Here is a 22,276-nt window from a genome sequence, read left to right as displayed (position 1 = left end):
ATTTATGACATTTTCATAAAAAAAGCCTAGAAAACCAGGCTTTTTTTATGCTGCGGATTCCGTTTAAGCGCTTGCTTATGGAATATGGCTGTAGCGCATATATTTTTGAATCATACGTTTGCGGTACAGCAGTTTCCGGTCACTGCGGTGGTCCTGATAATACTTAGGATTCGGCAAGATGGCCGCTAAAAATGCAGCCTGCTCACGGCTTAAGCTACGGGAACTTTTACCGAAATAATACTGAGTAGCAGCTTCCACGCCATAAATATTGTCACCAAACTCGACCGAGTTTAAGTACACTTCCAGAATCCGTTCTTTTGACCACATGCGCTCCATCATCCATGTCGCGACAGCTTCCTGGCCTTTACGCAAAAATGAACGCTTATTATAAAGAAAAAGGTTTTTGGCCAATTGCTGTGAAATGGTCGAACCGCCTGCAACCACTTTTCCCTTGTCTTTATTGCGTTCAAGCGCAAACTGCATGCCCGCCCAGTCAAAGCCATGATGCTGCAGAAACTTGCCGTCTTCGGCAGCCACAACCGCATGTTTCACATAATCGCTGATTTGATCGTAGTCACGCCACTGCTGCTTAATCGGTTTAGAGGTATCTGACCAATAATCTATGCGCATCATCATGGTCGTTTCTACCGGATGCGTCCGCCACCATGCCAAACTGGCAAATATCCACAGCTGAACCAAAAGCACCAAACTGACAAGTATGAGTAAAGTACGGGCAAGAAAGGCTTTCATCTCAGTCTGATGCTCCTGAAAATTGCTTTTTTCATGTTAAGCTTGTTATTAAACGAATAATCATCCAAAAGAATAGCATGCCTGAACTTTCCCCTCCTCAAGTAAACCGTAAACTGGAAATTCACCTGTGGTGGTTCACCGCGCTGATGATCGCTGTCAATGTCGGCCTATTTGCGTGGCAAGTCCTGCATGGCATGGATGCCAGCAGCCCTAGCACCGCTGATGCTATCCGCTGGGGTGCTGATTATGCGCCTTTAAGTTTTTTAGCGGAACCCATCCGCCTCATCACCAGCATGTTTTTTCACTTTGGCCTGATTCATCTGATGCTGAATATGTGGGCGCTGTATATTTTCGGCAGCATTGCAGAACAGATGCTGGGCCGCCTGTACTTTATCGGGCTGTATTTTTTGGCCGGCATCAGCGGCTCTCTGCTCAGCGGTTATATTTCGATTCAAGACAGCTATGAACTTATCCGCATAGGTGAAGCCAACCGTGAGCTGCTGCCGAGTGTCGGTGCAGGCGCTTCCGGCGCAGTGATGGGTATCGGCGCTGCCCTGACCATGCTTTCACTGTTTCCAGTTTTGCCTCAGCAGCGTTTTCTGCTGGATAAAAGAACCTTAGTCAGTGTGATGGCCATCAACCTTGCGATGGGATTCATGATCAGCGGCATCAACAATGCTGCCCATATTGGCGGCATGCTGATGGGCGCATTTTTAGCCGTCATGTGGTACTTGGGGCAAAAGATCCAGCGCAGCAGCGCCATCAACCTGCTGGGCTTTTTGATTGGTTTGGCGCTGTGCTGGCAGGCCTATCAGTACTGCTTATCTCTGGTGGTGTATATCAAGCCGCTGTGGCAAGAACTGGCGCTGATGATGCAGTCTGCCGTAAACCCGCATAGATAAAACGGAAAAACAAAGCTCGCGCATAAAGTGCATGATATAGGCGCCGCTCTTAAACTAGAAACAGTCAACAGCGGCGCGCTTAAGAAAAAAATTTACTGATTCATCTCCCGCAAGCTCTGCAAAGGCGGAATCTCACAGAGATAGCTGAGACGGTAGCGCCCAATCAAGGCACACAGCACCGTCATCAATATAGGCAAGATGAGCCAAATTTCCCAATGCGGCTGTATCGCAAGTTCCATCCGGTAGCTGGCAACGGCGCTGATTGCTTCTGCAAATAAGCAGGAAACCATGCCTGCAATCAGCCCCATAAAGCCAATTTCCATGCTCATCATGCGTTTCAGCCTATGTTTTGAACTGCCGAATGAACGCAGCAGCGCCACTTCACGCTTGCGTTCATCCATCAGCAGGTTCAGGCAGGCCACCAAGACTAAAATTCCTGACAAAGCCACCAATACGGCTAAAATAGTAATGATCTGCACCAGCAGGCTGACAATGCGTTTCACTTCATCCAAAATTAAAGTGACATCAATAAATACGGTATTGGAAAACTGCTGAATCAACTGTATCAGCTGGGGCTTTTCAGCCTCAGGCACATAAAAACTGCCTAAATAGCTGCCGGCATTTTCATCTATAGACTTCGGCGAAAAGATAAAAAAGAAATTCGGGCTGAAACTCTCCCATTCCACACTGCGCAGATTAATCACTTTGGCCTGCAGCAGGCCTTCAGGCAAACTGAATGTCAGGCGGTCGCCAATTTTAATCCCCAATTCCGCCGCGGTTTTAGCTTCGACAGAAACCTCATTCTTTTGCTGAAATTGGGCAGCGCCGCTGACAATTTTATTGTCGGCAGGAAAAGCCGAAGCCTGCGTTAAATTCAATTCACGGCGTAAGGAATTATTGCTCTTTACCAGCTCATCTGCAAAAGGCTGGTCATTTTTAGCCACTAAGCGCCCCCGCACATTTGGATACAGCGGCGTGCCTTTCCAGCCGTGCGTCTGCAGCTGCTGCTGAAAAGCAGGCATATCCATAGGTGGCAAACCGTATACAAATTGATTTGGGGTGCCTGCTGGCAACTGCTGCTGCCAGCGTTCCAGCAGGTCTGTGCGCAGTACGGCCAATACCGTAATTAAGCTGAGACCCAAGGCCAAAGCCGTAATTTGAAATGCCGTTTGATACGGCGTGCGCACATAAGCTGAAATGCCCAGTTTTAGATTGCGGATGAATTTCAGCAACGTCCAAACAACGGCATACAAGACCGTACATAAGCAGATAATCGAACCGATTACCCAAGCCGTGAGCAGCAAGTTTTCAGTTAATACCGCACTGAACAGCACTAAACTGACAGTACCGGTCAGCAGCATCCACAGCATAGACTGCACTGATTTTTCCTGCTGGCGGATGACACGGATGGGCGGCGTATTGAGCAGCTGCCACAGGCTTGGCAGCACAAAACCCAACAGCACCACTGCGCTGGTCAGCATCGCAATAGGCAACGGCCCCAGCAACATAGCCACAGCCGAAAAAGCGACGTTCAATTGCGGTATCAGCTGAAGCATCAATTGCAGCAAGCCATAGCCCAGTGCGATGCCTGCAGCGCTGCCCAGTACAATTGCAATTGCAAAAACCACTGCCAGCAAAGACAAATAGGCCCGAAGAATCTGCTGTTTTGATGCGCCCATGCAGCGCATGAGTGCAATATGATCTTGATTTTGCTGTACATAGCGCTGACTGGTTAACGCAATGGCAATCCCGCACAGTAAAATAGTTAAAATATTGGCCAGCTGTAAAAAGGTATCCAAATTGGCAATCGGCTTCATCAAGCGGGTATTGCCTTCACTGGCATTTCTCAAACGCAGGCTGCTTTGCGCATCTTCAGACGGTGCGGATACATTGGCCTTGCTCAATTGATCAGTTTCCAGCTGCTGTTTTTGCTTAAACAGCAGCTCAAATTGCCGCGTTTGCGCCGCATCGCCCGCCATCAGCAAACGGTATTCAATTCGGCTGCCTGCCTGTACGGCATGCGTTTTTACAACGTCCTGCCGGGCAATAATCACCGTCGGTGAAAAGCCGCTGAAGCCCAGCTCCTGATTGGAATCATGCTCAATTTTAGCCGTGACTTTAAAATCACCATCGGCGATTTGCAGCGGATCGCCAATTTTTACTTTCAGCAAATCCATAGCGCGCTGACTGAGCCACACTTCGCCCGAGCGAATGGCCGATGCAGCCGGTGAAACTTTCAGCTCACCGCGCAAGGGAAATGAGGCATCGATGGCTTTAACATTCACCATGACAAACCGGTCTGATGTATGCGCCATAGTGCCGAACATGGTGACTTCGGACTGCTGCAGATGCAGCTGCTGCGCCTGCGCTTTCCACTGCGCGCCAATCGGCTCATTGCTGCTCAGCACTAAATCTCCCGCCAGCATTTCGGCAGCCTGCAAAGCCACGGCTTTCTGCACCTGATCATTGCTGAATTTCAAAGCGGTTGTGGCGCTAATGGCTAAAGTCAGCGCAATCATCAACAGATAAACGCCTGTGCTTTTAAAGCTTTGCCTCAACAAAGGATGAAACAATGTATTCATGTCACCCTCCCCGTGAATGTTCAATCAGATGGCCATCTGCCAGCTCATAATGACGCTGGCACTGGGCCGCCAGTTGAGGATCGTGAGTGACTAAAATTAAAGTCGTACCCAATTCACGGTTCAGCTGAAATAACAGCTGTTCTATCTCTTTTGCCGTTGCGCCATCTAAATTTCCAGTCGGCTCATCGGCAAAAATAATCTGCGGTTCACTGATCAGCGCGCGGGCTATCGCCACCCGCTGCTGTTCTCCGCCTGACAGCACTTTCGGCGTTTGTTGCGCCTGCCGCTCCAAACCGACTTTGGCCAGCAGGGCCTGCGCCTTCTGCTCGGCAGAGGCATAGTGAAAATGCGGATGCAAACGCAGCGGCAGCATGACATTTTCCAGCGCGCTCAAATGCGGCAGCAGCTGAAAAGACTGAAAGACAAAGCCAATATGCTTTAAGCGTACGGATGCCCGCTGTTCTTCATTCAATTGATCGACTGATTCACCGCAAACCTGAAGATGCCCTGCGCTTGCCTGATCCAGAGTGGCCAAAATCCCCAGCAGTGTCGATTTTCCTGAACCCGAACGTCCGGTAATTGCGACCTGTTCACCTGCATAAATGTCTAAGTTCAGATTCTCAAAAATGCAGAGTTCTTTTTGACTCAACTGTATCTTTTGTGTCAATTGCTGTGCAGAAATAATCGCCTGTGGCATGATGGATGGATCAGTCGAAACTTGGCTCATATTTTTCCTATCTTTAGGTTTATATGCAGGATCTTATTCAGAGTCGTATGCAAAATCGCAATCTTAAAATTCGTGTATTTTCTTCATTCGCTGTCATCGGCTTAAGCTTTGCTCCCATGCTGGCCTGTGCAAAGACCATTATGATTGTTGGAGACAGCTTAAGCGCGGGATATGGCATACAGCCGCAGCAAGGCTGGGTGCATTTGCTGCAAAAGCGCTTAGACCAACAGTATCCGAAAGCGCATAAAGTGGTCAATGCAAGTGTGAGCGGTGAAACCACCAGTGGCGCTTTAGCGCGCCTGCCCAAACTGCTGCAAACCCATCGGCCGCACGTGGTGGTGATCGAGCTGGGCGGCAATGACGGCCTGCGCGGACAGCCGCCGCAAATGATGCAGAAAAACTTGGCGCAGCTGATTCAAAAAAGCCAGCAAGCCAAAGCTGAAGTGATTTTATTTGGCATGAAAATTCCGCCCAATTACGGAACAGCCTACAGCAAAGCGTTTGAAAACAGCTACAAGACCGTCAGCCAGCACTACAAAGTGAAGCTTCTTCCGTTCTTTTTAGAAGGGGTCGCAGGCAAAAAAGACTTAATCCAAAGTGATCAGATTCACCCCAATGCCAAAGCGCAGCCGATGCTGCTGAACAATGCCTATCCCTATATCAAAGGCGCGCTCTAAAAGCATAGAAAAAAAACAAAAAAGGCGCTGATCAACAGCGCCTTTTTATGCATTGAACAATTTTTATTTAGAAGTCGTAGAAAGTCACTTCACCAGTTTCCAGTGAGTATTCTGCGCCAACGACTTTCAGCTTGCCTTGAGCAATCAGATTTTCCAATACCGCTGAACCGTGGCGCAGCTGATTAACAGAGGCAAATACATTCGAACGCACAGCATGCACGGAGAGCTTTTCTAAATCATCTTTCAATTCAGTCTGCATCAGAATTTCAACCGATGGGCGTACGCGGTTCACGATTGACATCAGATTGGCGGATGGCGGAGATGCAGGGTTGGTCAAGGCTTCAATGGTTGAATGAATTGCGCCGCAATGCGTATGGCCCAAGACAATGACCACAGGACAGCTGAAACTGTCTGCAGCAAATTCTACACTGCCGACTTGTGATGGCGCGACAATATTGCCTGCAACACGAATGACGAATAAATCGCCTAAGCCCTGATCAAAGACCATTTCAGCAGGAACGCGTGAATCTGAACAGCCCAATACAATTGCAAATGGCTCTTGGCTTTCAGCCATTTCTGCACGCTGCTGATGCGTCAAAAGCTTAAGATGCTGCGTTTGACCATTTACAAAACGTTCATTTCCTTTTTTTAAACGATCTAGAGCTTCTTCTGCTGTTAGCATGATCTTCCACCTGATTTGAAGTTGGAATATTTTAATCTTCTGCCTGCCGAATGTCACTTGCAAAAACAATAGCGAATTGGTTTTTCTGACAGCGCTGTTTTATTCACTTTTTTTGAAGATGGTTTTTTACTGCGTATCACCTTTATGCAGCTGAAGCAAAATTTTCAGATTCCGGCCCATCAAAATCGGAAGAAAATGCCAATGCCAAAATGATTATTTTAAATATTTACCACTGTTTTTCAGACACAGATCACACTTTAAGCCAGCTCGACCAACCCGTTCAAAAAAGCGCTGTGTGACAATATGACTATTTGATCTACAATCTTCGTTCAGAGTATTTCTATTAGACGAATGCGCTAATTCAAATAATTTTTAAATAAATGAAATAACAATTCTTTTGCGGTTTTAGGGGTAATATCAGTCAATGAAAGGATTACATTCGACTTTCAGCCGTGCGTTCAAAGCGGTCAGCCTATGCGGCCTGCTGATATGCGTTCAGCCAGCCTTTGCCGCCAGCAGCAGCCCTTCCGCGGCAGCAAAGCCTTCAATTCTGCAAAACTATTTAGCCCAAGAACGGAAATCTGCCGGCCTGACCTCTAAAACCATACAAATCGGCAATATCAGCTGGAGCTACAGTGAAGGCGGTTCACGCGCGAATCCTTCCATTCTGCTCATTCATGGACTCGCAGGAAACCGTGACAATTGGAACCGCGTCGCCCACTATCTAACGCCTTATTATCATGTGATTATTCCAGACTTGCCAACCAATGGCGATACGAAAGTTCCTGCCAATTTTGATATTTCCGTCCCGAATGTGACAGAGCAGCTGCGCCAGCTTGCCGAAAAAATTGACATTGAAGATAAGCTGAATGTCGCCGGCCATTCATTGGGCGGCTCGATTGCAACCGTCTATGCGGCGCAGTACCCTTTTGATACACAAAGCTTATTCTTGCTGAACAGCGCCGGTATTTATAGGCACGCTCTTACCCCCTACACGCAGAATCCATCGTCCTTAAAGCAGCTGATTGTCTCAAAGCCGGGCGATTTTGACGGCGTAATGCATCAGCTGATGCAAAACCCGCCTGCTGTGCCGTTTAAGCTCAAGCAAGCCCAGGAACAGCACTTGATTGCTCAAGCGGAGCAAACTCAGAAAATGATTGATCAGGTGGTCACCTTAAACCGCATTTACACCCCTGATACCTTTGCCCGCTTAACCAAAGCCGTCGAAGCGCCAACACTGATTCTATGGGGCAAGCAAGACAAAATTATTAATGTTGAAGCGGCAAATGAGTTAAAAACATTATTGAAACGCGCTGAAGCACCTGTCATTCTTAACAATGTGGGCCATGTGCCCATTATTGAAGCGGAGCAGGCAGTTGCAGACCATTACTTGCCATTCCTTGCAAAAAGCCAAAAGTTTAAAAATCCTCTAGCGGATAAACTTATTCCTTTAAACTAATTGACCTCGTTATCACACCGCAGGTTTCTCAAGGACAGCATGCAGAAGAATCCTATGATTGAGCAGCTTATTGATGCTCATCTTAATTTTTTAAATCAGACCTTTGCTCAATCTGACACTGTCCAAACAGAGTTTTTAAGCTTCTATCATTGGTTTAGAAAGCAGTCCTTGCTGCAGCTGTGGTCTTTTGAGCAAATCAACAGCCTGATCCAAAAGCAGATTCTGCAAACCCCTGCCAGCGGTTTTCTGATTGAGCAAATTGCCGAACATATTAAATTTGCGCTGATTCATCCTGCCAATGAAGCTACGCAAATTGCAGACATTATTCCAGTACTGACCATTGATAAAATTGCGCAATACGTGGCCAGCAAAAGTGACCACCGTCAGCGCCTGATTAAAACCGTAGTCAACAGCCCTGCGTTTTCCGCCATGATCAGCCAGCTGATTCAGCACTCTATTCAAGATTATTTGGATAATTCTGTGCTTGCTAAAAATGTGCCGGGCGTATCGCGCTTTATGAAAATGGGCAAATCGGTATTGGAGAATGTGACCGACACCAATTTGGACAATGCAGTCAGCAAATACCTGCAGAAGAATATACTCAAGCTCAGCCAAATGAGCGAAACCGTGCTGAATCAGCATTTTGACAACCAAAAACTGTATCATTTTCAAGCCAATTTATGGCATAAAATTAAAGTCATGCCGGTTTCGGTGCTGAAAAATTATATCGAAGTTCAGGATCTGCCACAGACTGTAGGCATGGGTGCTGAGATTTGGGATTTTATCCGACAAAGCGACTATTTACAGCAGCAGGTGCATGACGGTGTATATGCTTGGTATATCCGTAATCAGGAACGGCCTTTTGACCTGTTGCTCCGTGATCTGAATATTGATGAAGCGCTGATTCAAAATGAACTGCATGGCCTGCTGAATCCTGTCATTCAGCAGCTGATCGACTCACAATACTTGCGTGACCGAGCACGGCATTATTTAACACTGTTTTATTATTCTGCAGAGACATTAAAAATTTTAAATCTCGAAAATTAAAAAAAGCCGCATGATGCGGCTTTTTTTTACAGCAAATTAAAACTGATACTTCAGACTTGCATAATATGCGCGGCCCGGCTCGTTATATGTTTGATTCACATCATTATCACGCAGCAATTGTTCATCAAATAAATTACTGACACCAATTCTGCCGCTGAATTGGCTGTTAAATTTATAGCCCGCATTGATTCCAGCAATACCATAGCTTTTAACACTGGTCGTATTCATCGTGGTATTGCGGGTTTCTGCAAATTCACGCGGTTTTTGGCGGCCATACTGAGTATAGACAAAATTCACATCAAACTGATCTGTAATATCATAGTTAAAAATTGAGTTAATGGTGTAGTTAGGCACGACAGATAACGGATTGCCTGTTGTTTTATTTACAGAATCAATCATGTATGTAAAATTATTCGTCCAAGATGCATTATCAAAGCTGAGGGTTACACTGCCTTCAACCCCTTGAATCAATGCCTTGGGAATATTAGTCCATTGCAATAAATGGTAAGTCGTTGAGCCTACTGTCGTTGTGCCGATGACCTCATCACCTGAAGTAATCTTATTTTCATAATCATTGCGGAACCAAGTCAGGCTTGCTTTTACATCATCTTTTGCAAACTCAACACCGACTTCTTTATTCAGAGACGTTTCAGGCTTTAAGTCTGCATTGCCGACTAAATAACAGCTGCCAGAAGCGGTTGCTGTAGAATCCGGGCAACCATTTCCACGTGTAAACAGTAAGTAGCCTTCCGCATTCTGATACATATTAGGCGCTTTATACGCCTTAGCTACCCCGCCTTTTAAAGTGAAATAATCACCTAAACGCTGCGTTATATTGAAACTCGGGCTCCAATTTGAACCCGATTTACTGTGGTCATCAAATCGAACGCCCAATACCATATCGGTAGAATCGGTAATTTTAAAGTTATCTTCGATATAGGCAGAAGCTATTCGCGAATTCATATTTTCACGGTCAGCCGGCAAGTCAATGACTCCTGAATTATCTGCCTGCACAGTGCTTGCAGGGTCATTAAACTCATCTTCCACCCACTCAGCACCCAAGGTTAGCACCTGAGGAACTGCAATTTCCAGCGGAATATTCGTTTCTGCATTAAAACGCATCGTTTCTAAAACAGACGTCTTCTTATCAAATGAGTTAGGACTGCCCTCTGGACCGCCTGCTAAAGATTCAGGTATCCGTTTATTTTTAGTCTTATCATATTGGGCAATAAGCTTAGTATCGCCCCATGCCCAATTGCCTTCATGCGTTAGAGCATAGCTGTCACGGTACATTGTATTCGTTTCTTGCCCCAACAGGCCAAGCACATATTCAGCATTAGAGAAACCTCCGCTGCCATCGCCAGCAGCATCAAAATTGCTATTTTGAATATCTCCGGTGTATTCGTTGCCTTGACGTCCGACAGAAGCATCCAATATTAAATTCTGCTGATCATTGATCTGCCATGCCAGACGGCCTGCAATATCTTTATTTTCAACGCCCTCACGGCCTGCTGCTCGGTTACCGCCATCCGTTACAGGGTTAATATCCGGTGAGTCGGAATCTGTTTTCGCATAGTTTCCGTACAATCGATAAGACAAAGTATCTTTAATAATGGGACCGCTTAGATTGAAACTCTCTCGATGTGTTGCGCCTTCTTTTGAGTTTTCAGGCTGATTCGTGAAGACTTCCACTGAACCATGCACCTCGTTTGTAACTTTTTTAGTTTTAATATTTACTACGCCACCCATTGCGCCTGAACCATAGCGCGCTGCAGCTGGACCGCGAAGCACTTCAATTGATTCTATGGCATCCGCAGGCACCCAGTTTGAATCGCCGCGGGTATCGCGTTCGCCGCGCCAGCCGTAGCGTACAGAGTTGCGTGAATTTACTGGTTTGCCATCAATTAAAATTAAGGTATTTTCAGGCCCCATTCCCCGAATATCAATTTGACGGTTGTTGCCGCGCTGACCTGTTGCGCTATTGCCAGTCAAATTCACACCCGGCATGCGGCGCACGTATTCAGAAATATCATTTACAACAGGCAGCCGATCCAAATCTTCTTCGGTAATGACAGAGGCGCCCAACGATTGCTTAATCTGCTCTTCGGCAGTCACCACAATTGTTTCTAATTTTGTCACATTTTCCTGCACCATCTGCTCTTCTGAATGAACGGCTGCACTCATTGCTGACATTACGGCAAAAGCCAAAGCGGATTGTAATAACGGCTTGTTCATATACACATACCCACAAAAAAATAATGGAGAAATAAAGTAAATTTGCGGGAAATATTAACAAAATATAAACATAATGCAATTAATATTGATAATTATTATCATTTATTTCATTGGTTCAGGCATAAAAAAGCCTCTGCTGAATGAGAGGCTTTTTAGCGTTTACAGGCCTTATTTAAAATAAGCACCTTCTGTGTTGCTGTGATCCGTCTGATCCACAACACGCGCAAGTTCAGGAACATGCTGTTTCAGCGTAGTTTCTACACCCTGCTTTAACGTCAGGTCAATGGATGAACAGCCTTGGCAGCCGCCACCGAATTTGAGTACAGCCGTAAGGCCATGTTCGGCATCTTCTACCACTTCAACCAATGCGCAGTTGCCGCCATGCCCTGCAAGGCCCGGGTTGATTTCAGACTGAAGCACATAAGTAATGCGCTCTTCTACTGATGCATCAGGACCGACACGCGGCACTTTAGAATTTGGTGCGCGGAAAGTTAATTGCCCGCCAAAACGGTCTTTGTTGTAATCAATCACGGCATCCAGCAAATAAGGAATGGATGGCGCGTCAACATAAGCCGGAAAATCAGGATAATCCTGTTTGTAATCTGTAGGTATGACTTCTTCTGGCGCACTGTAAGCCATGCAGCATTCAGCGCGCGGTGTACCAGGATTTTCTACAAAAATACGTACAGCAATGCCCGGCGTATTCTGTTTTTCCAATAAATCTTTTAAATACTCTTGCGCATTGGGTGTAATCAATAAATTTGGAATCTCTTCTGCAACTGCAGTGCTGGTATTCTCAGTCGACATAACAATATTTCCTCATGCTTAAGCAGCCATTTTAACTGAAGATGCGGTTCATTAGAAAAAAATCAACCAAAATTGTCGGAATTATATTGAAAGTTATCGCTATGCCTTCAATTAATGGCATTATGATCTGCGAATATTGATCATTAGAACGCCAATTTATGCTCGGTTTAACTATCAGCCACACCCTCATCTTAATTATTATTACGGCCATTATTTCATTTATGGCTTTTCAAAATCAGGCCCTTATGAACCGCCTGATTTTTTGGCCGCCTGCAATGCAGCGCGGTCAATATGACCGTTTCATCACCCACGGCTTTGTGCATGCAGACGGCGCGCATCTGCTGTTCAACATGATTACCTTGTTCTTTTTCGGCAGCATTATTGAAGCGTTTTACCGCCAGTATTTTTTTGACCTTGGCTTTGTGCTGTTTTATTTAGGCGGTCTGATCGCGGCGATTGTTCCCAGCTATCTGCGGCATAAAAATGATGCGCGCTGGGCAAGTTTGGGCGCTTCCGGTGCAGTGTCAGCAGTGCTTTTTGCCTATATTCTGTTTGAACCGTGGAAATTGATTTTTGTATTTTTCATCCCCGTCCCTGCGATTATTTTTGCAGTGCTGTATGTGGCTTACAGCATTTGGTCCGGCAAACGCGGAAATTCCAATATCAACCACAGCGCTCATCTGTGGGGCGCCGCCTATGGCGTAATTATGACCATTATTATAGAGCCTCGCCTGCTGCCGCATTTCCTGAATAAGTTAATGCAAGTTCCTTTTTAAAAACATCCAAATAACCAAGATCTCCATGAAAAAAGAATTCCGCTGTATGCAGAATTCTTTTTATTTTTGAACAAAGCTATTTTGACCTCGTCAATAGGTCTGATTATCCATCTATATTTTCTACAAGCTGGCCATTTGCAAAATGCCAGTTTCGCTGATAGGCAGACACAAATTTAGCAATGAAAATGGGCGCACGGTCTATGGCGGAGCGTTCTTTAAAATGGCCTTGAGCCTTTGCCCAGTCATAGCAGCTTTCATTCAATGGGTATTCCATTAAAATACCGCTCAAATAGTTTCTTTTAATCCAAAACTCAGCCTGCCGGTAACTGGAAAACACCGCCGAAGCAAAACCTGATTTCTGCCCATTAAAGACATAAACTTGATTAGATTTATTCATAAGGCCATCCTGCTCTTATTTTTTTTCTGCTTAAATCATAAACGTGACTAAAGTCACACTTCAAATAATTTTTAATAAATATGTCAAATAACTGTAAGCAAGTGTAGTTTTAAACCAATGACAGGCTATACACACTTTCCGCTGCAAATTTCATCTGGATCTTCATCAAGATCCGCTTATCATAAAAAGCGAACAGAATAAAAAAAGGAATTTTCATATGAAAAAAGCAACCTTAGTATTCAGCATGATTTTGTGCAGTCTATTATCCGCCTGCGCAGTCCACACTCGGGAAGGCAGTATTGTCGTCGATCCAGACCGCGGCTATTACCCGCATGACCATGGAGATTTCTGTCCACCCGGCCAAGCCAAAAAAGGCCGCTGCTGAGTGCTGGTAAACAGCCGATAAAAGCCTTCAAACTGAAGGCTTTTAAAATATTTCATACCACTAAAGTTCTGTGTATTTCACGATAAATCATCTAATTTTGGCATCTTATGCCACCTAGGAATTTAATTTGGCATAGATAATGTATACATCTGTATAGTAATGATTAGATCACGTGAGATATTTTGCATGTCCAATTCTTTAGACGGTCTTCAATTTCCAAACCCATCTCAAAAGCAAAAGCCCAGCACCTCAAAAGCAGGACGGGAAATTATTGCCGAAGCCTTAGCCAGTGTAGATCACAGCGCCTCGCAAAAAGCAGTCAATGAAAAAAACTGGCGCAAGCAGTATCCGCAATACTTTAAAGCGCTGGTAGAGCAAGGCATCCGCAATGAGCAAAATCCTATTGCAATTGCCGAGGCGGGCTTAAACAAAGCGCATCACACCTTTGAGTTTTTGCGCAATGGCAGCAAGCATTTGCTCAAAGATGTCATGCAGCTGGATGCCCAGCCTTTGCATACAGTTAAATTAAAAGGTGAAAGCGATGCCACGCCTGAATGGTATGTGCCTTATCATGGCCAAAAGCTGCAAGGTGAAGCGCTGCTGGCGCAGATTCAGAAATGGCAAGATGACGGTATTGTAGAACCCAGCCATGCAGATGCATTAAGGGAAGCGGCAGCTCATCCTGAGTGGTTTGATTTATCTGACCGTACCATGGTGTTATTTGGCGCAGCTTCTGAAGCCGGGCCACTGACATGGCTGTCAAAATGGAAAGCCAACATTGTCGCTGTAGATTTGCCGAATAAGCGCGTCTGGAGCAAAATTCTAGATACGGTACAGCAAGGCAACGCCACACTGTATGCGCCAAGCATTGAAGCGCTTGCGGCAGATACGCCCGTTGCCGTCTTAAAAGAAAAACTAGGCGCCAACTTATTGACGCAAATCCCTGAAATTGCGCAGTGGCTGGTGCAAAATGAACATCAGCTGGACCTGGCCGCAATTGCGTATCTGGATGGTGAAAAACACGTCCGCGTTTCTATGGCCATGGATGCCATCATGCAGCATGTCAGCGCGCAAAAAGCCGACACCAGCCTGATGTATATGTGCACACCTACCGATGTGTATGCCGTGCCTGAAGAAGTCATCAGCGCATCTGCGGATAAATTCATCCAGCGCTCTAAAACCCAGCAGCTGATCAGTACAGGCATTTCCGCCCTCTCGCGCCAGCACTTTTTCAAGCAGAACCTGCACAATATCATTCAGTCTGAGAATGGACAGAAATACGGCATTGCCGACTGTCTGGTGGTCGAACAAGGGCCTAACTATGCGCTGGCAAAACGCATTCAGCAATGGCGCGCTACATTGGCGCGTCAAAACGGCCAGCGGGTCAGCATCAATATTGCGCCATCCACCACAACTTACTCCGTTACCAAAAACCCGTTGCTGAAAGCGGCTTTTAATGGCGCGAGCCTGTTTGATGTCGAAGCATTTAAACCTGAAACCACCAATGCTATTATGGCGGCGCTGTGGATTCATGACTTGCGCAGCCCAACCTCTGTGGCGAACCCTGAAGTTAAGCTGGCGCATCCGCTGGAGCTGATGATGAAAGGCGCCAACCATGGCGGCCTATGGCGTGTGGCGTATTTGGCGCGCACTGCCCTGCCTTTTGCGGCAGTGTATGGCTTTGCTGCGGACAAACTGCCGTTGAACAAAGTCTTGGCTAAATTTAAAAAGTAAAATGCTTGAAAATGCCCCTCACCTGTTGATGGGACAGCTGAAGTTGCCTGAAGGCAATAAATATGCGCCGCCTCAGAATTACAATGCGGTTAAAACAAGACGAATATAAAAAACGCTGCATCGGCAGCGTTTTTTTTGAATACTGAAAATTCGAATTATTTGATTAAAACACTTTCAGCAGCAGCCAATACAAGCCGCCGGATAAGCAGATGGTCGCTGGTAAAGTAAAGATCCACGCCGATAAAATCGTACGGACCATTTGCATGTTCAAGCCAGATTTATTCGCAACCATGGTGCCGGCTACAGCACTGTTTAAAACGTGTGTAGTTGATACCGGCATACCTAAACCGTCCGCAGCGGCAATGGTCGACATTGCCACCAATTCAGCAGACATGCCTTGGCCGTAAGTCATATGGTTTTTACCGATACGCTCGCCTACTGTCACTACAATGCGTTTCCAGCCCACCATAGTGCCTAAGCCTAATGCCAGTGCAACAGCTACTTTGACCCAAGTCGGAATATACTGCAGGAAAGAATCCAAGTTGCTGCGGTATTCTTTCACCGCTTTGGCTTGGCCTGCATCCATTGCTGGAAACTGGTCAGCCTTATCCAAGCGTTTGAACGCGGTTGTGCTGAGATACATGTCATTGCGGATTACAGAAATTTCAGCTTCAGGAATTTGCTGCACATCGCCATATTTTGCAACACGCTCACCCAAATGATCGGTCAAACTGGCCAAAGCCGGCACAACATCAGTATTGCTTTCTTTGGTCTGAATGTATTTGGTGATGACTGCGCGGGCTGTTTCATCTGAAATGTCTTTATGCTGCGGGTAAATGGCCGCCGCGGTTTGCACAGACAGCTGCTCAAATGACTGAATGTGCTTATGGTCTAAATTCTTATTTAAAGAATAAGCCAAAGGGACACAGCCAATCAGAATCAGCATAATTAAGCCCATGCCCTTTTGGCCGTCATTCGAACCGTGCGCAAAACTGACGCCGGTACAAGTGAAAATCAAAATTGCGCGGATTAACGGCGGCGGCGGCGTATTGCCTTCCGGCGGCTGAAAAAGTTCCAGCTGTTTGCGGAAGACTTTCTTCACCAGAAGAAACAACAGCGCGGCAAATGCGAAACCGATTAATGGCGAAAACAGCAAGGCTTTGCCGACTTTGAGCACTTGCTCCATGTCTACGCCGCTCGCGCCAGCGCCTGAATGCAGCAAATAGTTCATGATGCCGACGCCTAAAATCGAACCGATTAAGGTGTGCGAACTTGAAGCCGGAATGCCTAAGAACCAAGTGCCTAAGTTCCACAGAATGGCAGCGATCAGCATGGCAAAAACCATGGCAAAGCCAGCGCCAGAACCGACGTTCATAATCAATTCGACTGGAAGCAAGGCAATAATGCCGTAGGCCACTGCCCCGCTGGCTACCATCACGCCAAGGAAATTACAAAAACCTGCCCACATTACTGCGACTGGCGCAGACAATGCATTGGTATAAATCACGGTTGCTACAGCATTTGCTGTATCGTGAAAACCATTCACAAACTCAAAACCGAGTGCAATAAATAACGCTGTCCCCAATAAGATCATTGAATAAAGACTTAATGCGGGAACGTGTGCCAAATCAGAAGTTAATTGAAAGCCGATATAAATCAGCGTCGAAATTATGACCGTCAAAAAAACCGGCACAAAAAATTTCGGTGTAGGCACATGAACATTCGTCGACTTAACTGCAGTCGCCGGTTGTGCTGAATCTACGGGAGTTTGATTAGAATTCATGCAAGCAGGAATGGAGGATTTAAGAATCCCCATATTGTTCAGTTTAATTGTGACAATTATATGACAAAGCGCGGCCATATAAAGCTATTTCTCATGCTTTATTGCAACGAATTCCGCCCAAAAACGGCTACAAAAAATTTATTTTAATTGATAATTTTCAATATATTAACACCACAATTCAGCAGTCAAAACTCAGCAATTCAAAACATTTCCACACTGAAATTATTTTGCAACATTCCTGTCATAAATAACTGCAGCATCCCAATAGAACTCCATAATGAAGGATCAATGCTGCAAAATCATGAACGGACAGAGCAGATCAGCAGGATGCCTCAGCGACAACAAGCTGCTGAAAAAACCGCCAATACATTTTTTTGCCGGCCTCATCCCCCATGAATATCGGTAAAACTGAACTGAATTCTGTTAATATATTTGCCGATTTTATATTCCATCGGATTGGGGTTATTTATGTCCACGCTTGCCACCCTAAAAGAGCTTCTCACCCAACGCATTCTGATTATAGATGGCGCTATGGGCACCATGATTCAACGCCATAAATTAGAAGAAGCCGACTACCGTGGCGAGCGCTTTGCCGACTGGGCATCTGACCTAAAAGGCAACAATGACCTTTTGGTGCTGACGCAGCCGCACATCATTCAAGGCATTCATGAAGCCTATTTAGACGCGGGCGCAGACATTATTGAAACCAACAGCTTTAACGGCACCAAGGTTTCAATGTCTGATTACCACATGGAAGATCTTGTTTCAGAAATCAACCGTGAAGCGGCGCGCATTGCCAAAGAAGCCTGCAAAAAATATTCAACACCGGAAAAACCGCGTTTTGTGGCAGGTGTGCTTGGGCCGACATCCCGCACCTGTTCAATTTCACCGAATGTGAATGACCCTGCATTCCGTAACATTACTTTTGATGAACTCAAAGAAAACTATATTCAAGCAGCCCATGCCCTGATTGAAGGCGGTGCGGATATTCTGCTGATTGAAACTGTATTTGATACCTTGAACTGTAAAGCCGCAATTTTTGCAGTGAAAGAAGTGTTCAATCAAATTGGCTATGAATTGCCGCTGATGATTTCAGGCACGATTACCGATGCTTCTGGCCGTACACTCACAGGTCAAACGGCTGAAGCCTTCTGGAACTCTGTCCGTCACGGTGACTTGCTGTCGATCGGCTTTAACTGTGCCCTTGGTGCAGATGCAATGCGTCCGCATGTCAAAACCATTTCTGATGTTGCCGATACTTTTGTTTCAGCGCATCCGAATGCGGGCTTGCCAAATGCCTTCGGCGGTTATGACGAAACCCCAGAAGAAACTGCGGCATTTATTAAAGAATTTGCTGAAAGCGGCCTGATTAACATTACAGGCGGCTGCTGCGGTACAACGCCGGATCATATCCGCGCCATTTACAATGCTGTTAAAGATATTAAGCCGCGCCAAGTGCCGGAAACTCAGCCTGCTTGCCGTCTCAGCGGTTTAGAGCCGTTTAACATCACCAATGAATCATTATTTGTGAACGTCGGTGAACGTACCAACGTCACAGGTTCTAAAAAATTCCTGCGTTTGATTCGTGAAGAAAACTTTGCTGAAGCGCTGGATGTTGCTTTGCAGCAAGTGGTTGCCGGTGCGCAAATTATTGACATCAACATGGATGAAGGCATGCTCGACTCGCAAGGCGCGATGGTGCATTTCCTGAACCTTGTGGCATCTGAGCCTGAAATTTCACGTGTGCCGATTATGATTGACTCATCAAAATGGGAAATCATTGAAGCGGGCTTGAAATGCGTACAAGGTAAAGCGGTTGTTAACTCGATCTCGCTCAAAGAAGGCTATGACGAGTTTGTACATAAAGCGCGCCTGTGCCGCCAATACGGTGCTGCTGTCATTGTGATGGCATTTGACGAAGACGGTCAGGCCGATACAGCAGCGCGTAAACGTGAAATCTGTAAGCGCTCTTATGATGTGCTGGTGAACGAAGTTGGCTTCCCTGCCGAAGATATTATCTTTGACCCGAACGTATTTGCTGTTGCGACAGGGATTGAAGAACACAACAACTATGCTGTGGACTTTATTGAAGCGACAGGCTGGATTAAGCAGAACTTACCGCATGCCATGATTTCAGGCGGCGTGTCGAACGTATCGTTCTCTTTCCGCGGCAACGAACCTGTACGTGAAGCGATTCACTCTGTGTTCCTCTACCATGCCATTCAGCAAGGCATGACCATGGGTATTGTAAACGCAGGTCAAATGGCGATTTACGATGACATTGATGCTGAGCTGAAAGCAGCCGTTGAAGATGTGATCTTGAACCAAAACCAAGGTGAATCTGGCCAAGATGCGACTGAAAAACTGCTGGAAGTTGCAGAACAGTACCGCGGTCAGGGCGTTGCGCAGAAAAAAGTTGAAGACCTTGAGTGGCGCAATCAATCTGTCGAAAAACGTCTTGAACATGCGTTAGTCAAAGGCATCACCGCATTTATTGATGAAGATACTGAAGAAGCGCGCTTAAAAGCCAAACGTCCTTTAGATGTAATTGAAGGCCCGCTGATGGACGGCATGAACGTGGTGGGCGACTTGTTCGGTTCGGGCAAAATGTTCTTACCGCAAGTGGTAAAATCTGCCCGCGTAATGAAACAGGCTGTGGCTTGGCTGAACCCGTACATTGAAGCTGAAAAAACTGGCGCTCAATCTAAAGGTAAAGTGCTGATGGCGACCGTAAAAGGCGACGTGCACGATATCGGTAAAAACATTGTAGGCGTGGTGCTTGGCTGCAATGGCTATGACATCATTGACCTTGGCGTAATGGTGCCTTGCGAAAAGATTCTGCAAACGGCCATTGATGAAAAAGTCGATATTATTGGCTTATCCGGCCTCATCACGCCGTCTTTGGATGAAATGGTGTTTGTTGCTAAAGAAATGCAGCGCAAAGGCTTTAGTGTCCCGCTGATGATTGGCGGCGCAACCACATCTAAAGCGCATACTGCAGTAAAAATTGACCCGCAATATTCAAATGACGCGGTGATTTATGTGGCCGATGCTTCTCGTGCCGTGGGTGTAGCAACCACGCTTCTTTCTAAAGAAATGAAGCCGAAGTTTGTGAATGAAACCCGTGCGGAATATGAAAAAGTTCGCGAGCGTATTGCCAATAAACAGCCGAAAGCAGCCAAACTGACGTATGCTGAATCTGTTGAAAATGGTTTGAAAATTGACTTTTCAGCCAATACACCTGTGAAGCCGAACTTTATTGGTACGCAAACGCTGACCAATTATCCGCTTGAAACGCTGGTTGAATACTTTGACTGGACACCGTTCTTTATTTCTTGGAGCTTGGCAGGCAAATTCCCTGCAATTCTGACTGATGAAGTCGTTGGCGAAGCTGCAACTGACTTGTATGAACAAGCACAGACGATGCTCAAAGACATCATCGACAACAAACGTTTTGATGCACGCGCAGTGTTTGGTATTTACCCTGCGAACCGTTCTGCGGCTGACTCTGTTGAAGTGTATGATAAAAATGGCGCAGCGGTTACGCATACTTTCCATCACATCCGTCAGCAGTCTGACAAAGTGACGGGTAAGCCAAACTTGTCATTGGCTGACTTTGTTGCGCCAAAAGGCGTGGCTGAAGATTACTTGGGCGGTTTCACCGTGTCGATCTTTGGCGCTGAAGAAATGGCGAATGAGTACAAAGCCAAAGGCGATGACTACTCTGCAATTCTGGCGCAATCTTTGGGTGACCGTTTTGCGGAAGCCTTTGCGGAGCATTTGCATGAACGCATCCGTAAAGAGTTCTGGGGCAACCAAGCATCTGAAACTTTAAGCAATGAAGAATTGATTAAAGAGAAGTATGTAGGCATCCGTCCTGCTCCGGGCTACCCTGCTTGCCCTGAGCATTCTGAAAAAGCGCCGTTGTTTGACTGGTTAGGATCTACCGACAAGATTGGTACGCAATTGACCACAAGTTTTGCGATGTGGCCGCCTTCATCTGTCAGCGGTTTCTACTATGCAAACCCTGAAAGCCAGTACTTTAATGTGGGTAAAATCGCAGGCGATCAGCTTGAAGATTATGCGAAGCGTAAAGGTTGGACTTTGGATGAAGCAAAACGTTGGTTAGCGCCTAATTTGGATGATTCTGTGGTTTAAAAAACCTCTAGTTTAGAGAATAAAAAATCCCCTCGAATGAGGGGATTTTTTTGAGATATCTGAATCCCCCTAAATCCCCCTTTTACAAAGGGGGACTTGCACGTATCAAATGAATTACGTGACAGCTCCTCCCTTTCTTAAAGGGAGGTTGGGAGGGATTTATGGATTTTCATATTTTTTAAAATCATACAAGCATAATAACTTTTTATAATTTGAATCTAAATCACCATCTATTTTCATCAAATAATTCTTTAACTCATCTGCTGAAATTAAATCATTAAATACTTTATAAAATATATAATCAATTTTATAACTTTCTGGAATTTTATTAGAAGCTAATATATCGTCAATATTATTTAGAGCATGTACATCAAATCTTTTGATATTTTCTTTAATATTATTTGTAAGCTTAGACCTTTGCTGGGTTTTTAAAATTTCAGCTTTTTGTAAATCAGAAACTAAATTTGAAAACTCAAAGATTGGAAACCAATGCGATTTAGCAATTGGGAATTCATCAATAAGCTTAATCAAGTTTTCACTTTTATTATCAATAATATCAAAATAGTCAATTATTAACTGTGATGAGTCAGTATATGTATATTCGATACTAGATTTTGACTTTGGAGAAATAGCCAAAATTCGTTCTGAGTTCTTTAATTGATCAATATCTTCAGCAATACTAACTTTAATTGTTCCACCAGAGGTTATATCCTTTACATTGTCTAATACACGTCTAATTTCATAAGTTGATACAGGCAAGCTTAATGACTCTAATGCATGGTATAATTCAATATAGTTATCAGTTTTAAGTTTATGTATTCTTAAAGCATAACCATTTATATCAATATCATGATCTAAAATATCTAGAGAATCTGATCCTTCTTGATATTCTACAAGTAAAAAATTATTTCTTATTAATTCTGCTTGTTCAGAATTAAACTGCACATATTTAAAAATAGTACTTAGAATTTTTTTAATATTTATATCATTAACACTATAACCTAGAAAAACTATTGGATTATGAACAAACAAAGAAATTAATTGTGCTCGAATTAAATCATATCTCTGATCAAAGTCAGCATAGTCTTCTGTCGTAAAAACCAGTTCTTCTGGGTCATCTACACTTCCATGAATTTTATATACAGAACCATAAGGATTACTTAATAATATATTAT

The 22,276-nt window shown here is 45.0% G+C and carries 17 protein-coding genes; 8 read left to right on the top strand and 9 right to left on the bottom strand.

Going from position 1 to position 22,276, the window contains the following annotated elements:
* Positions 1-75 precede the first annotated feature (75 nt).
* Positions 76-750, bottom strand: coding sequence for a monofunctional biosynthetic peptidoglycan transglycosylase (gene mtgA, locus AZH43_RS16975; protein ID WP_067672332.1), 675 nt, complete (start codon positions 748-750; stop codon positions 76-78).
* A gap of 77 nt (positions 751-827) precedes the next feature.
* Between mtgA and AZH43_RS16970 the strand changes: the two genes are divergently transcribed.
* Positions 828-1,652, top strand: coding sequence for a rhomboid family intramembrane serine protease (locus AZH43_RS16970; RefSeq protein WP_067672329.1), 825 nt, complete (start codon positions 828-830; stop codon positions 1,650-1,652).
* Between the two features lie 92 nt (positions 1,653-1,744).
* Here the strand turns inward: AZH43_RS16970 and AZH43_RS16965 are convergent, their stop codons facing one another.
* Positions 1,745-4,234: an ABC transporter permease gene (locus AZH43_RS16965; RefSeq protein WP_067672326.1), complete on the bottom strand. Its 2,490-nt coding sequence runs from the start codon at positions 4,232-4,234 to the stop codon at positions 1,745-1,747.
* A 1-nt stretch (position 4,235) separates the two neighbouring features.
* Positions 4,236-4,961 (bottom strand): ABC transporter ATP-binding protein, encoded by a 726-nt coding sequence (locus AZH43_RS16960; protein ID WP_067672323.1) that lies wholly within the window; start codon positions 4,959-4,961, stop codon positions 4,236-4,238.
* A 47-nt stretch (positions 4,962-5,008) separates the two neighbouring features.
* On the opposite strand from AZH43_RS16960, the gene AZH43_RS16955 reads away from it, so the two are divergent.
* Positions 5,009-5,638, top strand: coding sequence for an arylesterase (locus AZH43_RS16955; RefSeq protein ID WP_067672321.1), 630 nt, complete (start codon positions 5,009-5,011; stop codon positions 5,636-5,638).
* A gap of 67 nt (positions 5,639-5,705) precedes the next feature.
* Here the strand turns inward: AZH43_RS16955 and AZH43_RS16950 are convergent, their stop codons facing one another.
* Positions 5,706-6,320 carry a carbonic anhydrase gene (locus AZH43_RS16950; RefSeq protein ID WP_067672319.1) on the bottom strand — a complete coding sequence of 205 codons (615 nt, stop codon included), beginning with the start codon at positions 6,318-6,320 and terminating at the stop codon, positions 5,706-5,708.
* A 424-nt stretch (positions 6,321-6,744) separates the two neighbouring features.
* On the opposite strand from AZH43_RS16950, the gene AZH43_RS16945 reads away from it, so the two are divergent.
* Together AZH43_RS16945 and AZH43_RS16940 are read left to right on the top strand one after the other, a co-directional pair.
* The gene (locus tag AZH43_RS16945) at positions 6,745-7,779 is read left to right on the top strand and encodes an alpha/beta fold hydrolase (protein WP_067672309.1); all 1,035 of its coding nucleotides are present in this window, start codon (positions 6,745-6,747) and stop codon (positions 7,777-7,779) included.
* Positions 7,780-7,818: 39 nt separating this feature from the next.
* Positions 7,819-8,826 (top strand): hypothetical protein, encoded by a 1,008-nt coding sequence (locus tag AZH43_RS16940; RefSeq protein ID WP_067672306.1) that lies wholly within the window; start codon positions 7,819-7,821, stop codon positions 8,824-8,826.
* A gap of 36 nt (positions 8,827-8,862) precedes the next feature.
* Here the strand turns inward: AZH43_RS16940 and AZH43_RS16935 are convergent, their stop codons facing one another.
* Positions 8,863-11,061: a TonB-dependent siderophore receptor gene (locus AZH43_RS16935; RefSeq protein WP_067672303.1), complete on the bottom strand. Its 2,199-nt coding sequence runs from the start codon at positions 11,059-11,061 to the stop codon at positions 8,863-8,865.
* A gap of 168 nt (positions 11,062-11,229) precedes the next feature.
* On the bottom strand, positions 11,230-11,868 hold the full coding sequence (nfuA, locus tag AZH43_RS16930; protein ID WP_067672300.1) for a Fe-S biogenesis protein NfuA: 639 nt from the start codon (positions 11,866-11,868) through the stop codon (positions 11,230-11,232).
* Between the two features lie 158 nt (positions 11,869-12,026).
* Here nfuA and AZH43_RS16925 point away from each other — a divergent pair, with 158 nt between their 5' ends.
* Positions 12,027-12,644, top strand: coding sequence for a rhomboid family intramembrane serine protease (locus AZH43_RS16925; RefSeq protein WP_067672297.1), 618 nt, complete (start codon positions 12,027-12,029; stop codon positions 12,642-12,644).
* Positions 12,645-12,747: 103 nt separating this feature from the next.
* Here AZH43_RS16925 and AZH43_RS16920 read toward each other — a convergent pair whose 3' ends face one another.
* Positions 12,748-13,041 carry a DUF7710 domain-containing protein gene (locus tag AZH43_RS16920; protein WP_067672290.1) on the bottom strand — a complete coding sequence of 98 codons (294 nt, stop codon included), beginning with the start codon at positions 13,039-13,041 and terminating at the stop codon, positions 12,748-12,750.
* Positions 13,042-13,258: 217 nt separating this feature from the next.
* Here AZH43_RS16920 and AZH43_RS18690 point away from each other — a divergent pair, with 217 nt between their 5' ends.
* The gene (locus tag AZH43_RS18690) at positions 13,259-13,426 is read left to right on the top strand and encodes a hypothetical protein (RefSeq protein WP_162840085.1); all 168 of its coding nucleotides are present in this window, start codon (positions 13,259-13,261) and stop codon (positions 13,424-13,426) included.
* 186 nt (positions 13,427-13,612) lie between these two features.
* Positions 13,613-15,160 carry a hypothetical protein gene (locus AZH43_RS16915; protein ID WP_067672287.1) on the top strand — a complete coding sequence of 516 codons (1,548 nt, stop codon included), beginning with the start codon at positions 13,613-13,615 and terminating at the stop codon, positions 15,158-15,160.
* A 163-nt stretch (positions 15,161-15,323) separates the two neighbouring features.
* Here the strand turns inward: AZH43_RS16915 and AZH43_RS16910 are convergent, their stop codons facing one another.
* A complete protein-coding gene (locus AZH43_RS16910) occupies positions 15,324-16,943 on the bottom strand; it encodes an inorganic phosphate transporter (protein WP_067672467.1) in 1,620 nt (539 codons plus the stop codon).
* 468 nt (positions 16,944-17,411) lie between these two features.
* On the opposite strand from AZH43_RS16910, the gene metH reads away from it, so the two are divergent.
* Complete coding sequence (gene metH / locus AZH43_RS16905) at positions 17,412-21,101, top strand: methionine synthase (protein WP_067672284.1); 3,690 nt, start codon at positions 17,412-17,414, stop codon at positions 21,099-21,101.
* Positions 21,102-21,260: 159 nt separating this feature from the next.
* On the opposite strand, the gene AZH43_RS16900 is transcribed toward metH, so the two are convergent.
* A partial coding sequence (locus tag AZH43_RS16900; protein ID WP_067672282.1) for an SIR2 family protein occupies positions 21,261-22,276 on the bottom strand: 1,016 nt, incomplete at its 5' end.

This window comes from Acinetobacter pragensis (assembly GCF_001605895.1).
GTDB classification, from domain to species: Bacteria; Pseudomonadota; Gammaproteobacteria; order Pseudomonadales; family Moraxellaceae; genus Acinetobacter; species Acinetobacter pragensis.
This window is presented reverse-complemented; position numbering and strand designations above follow the sequence as displayed.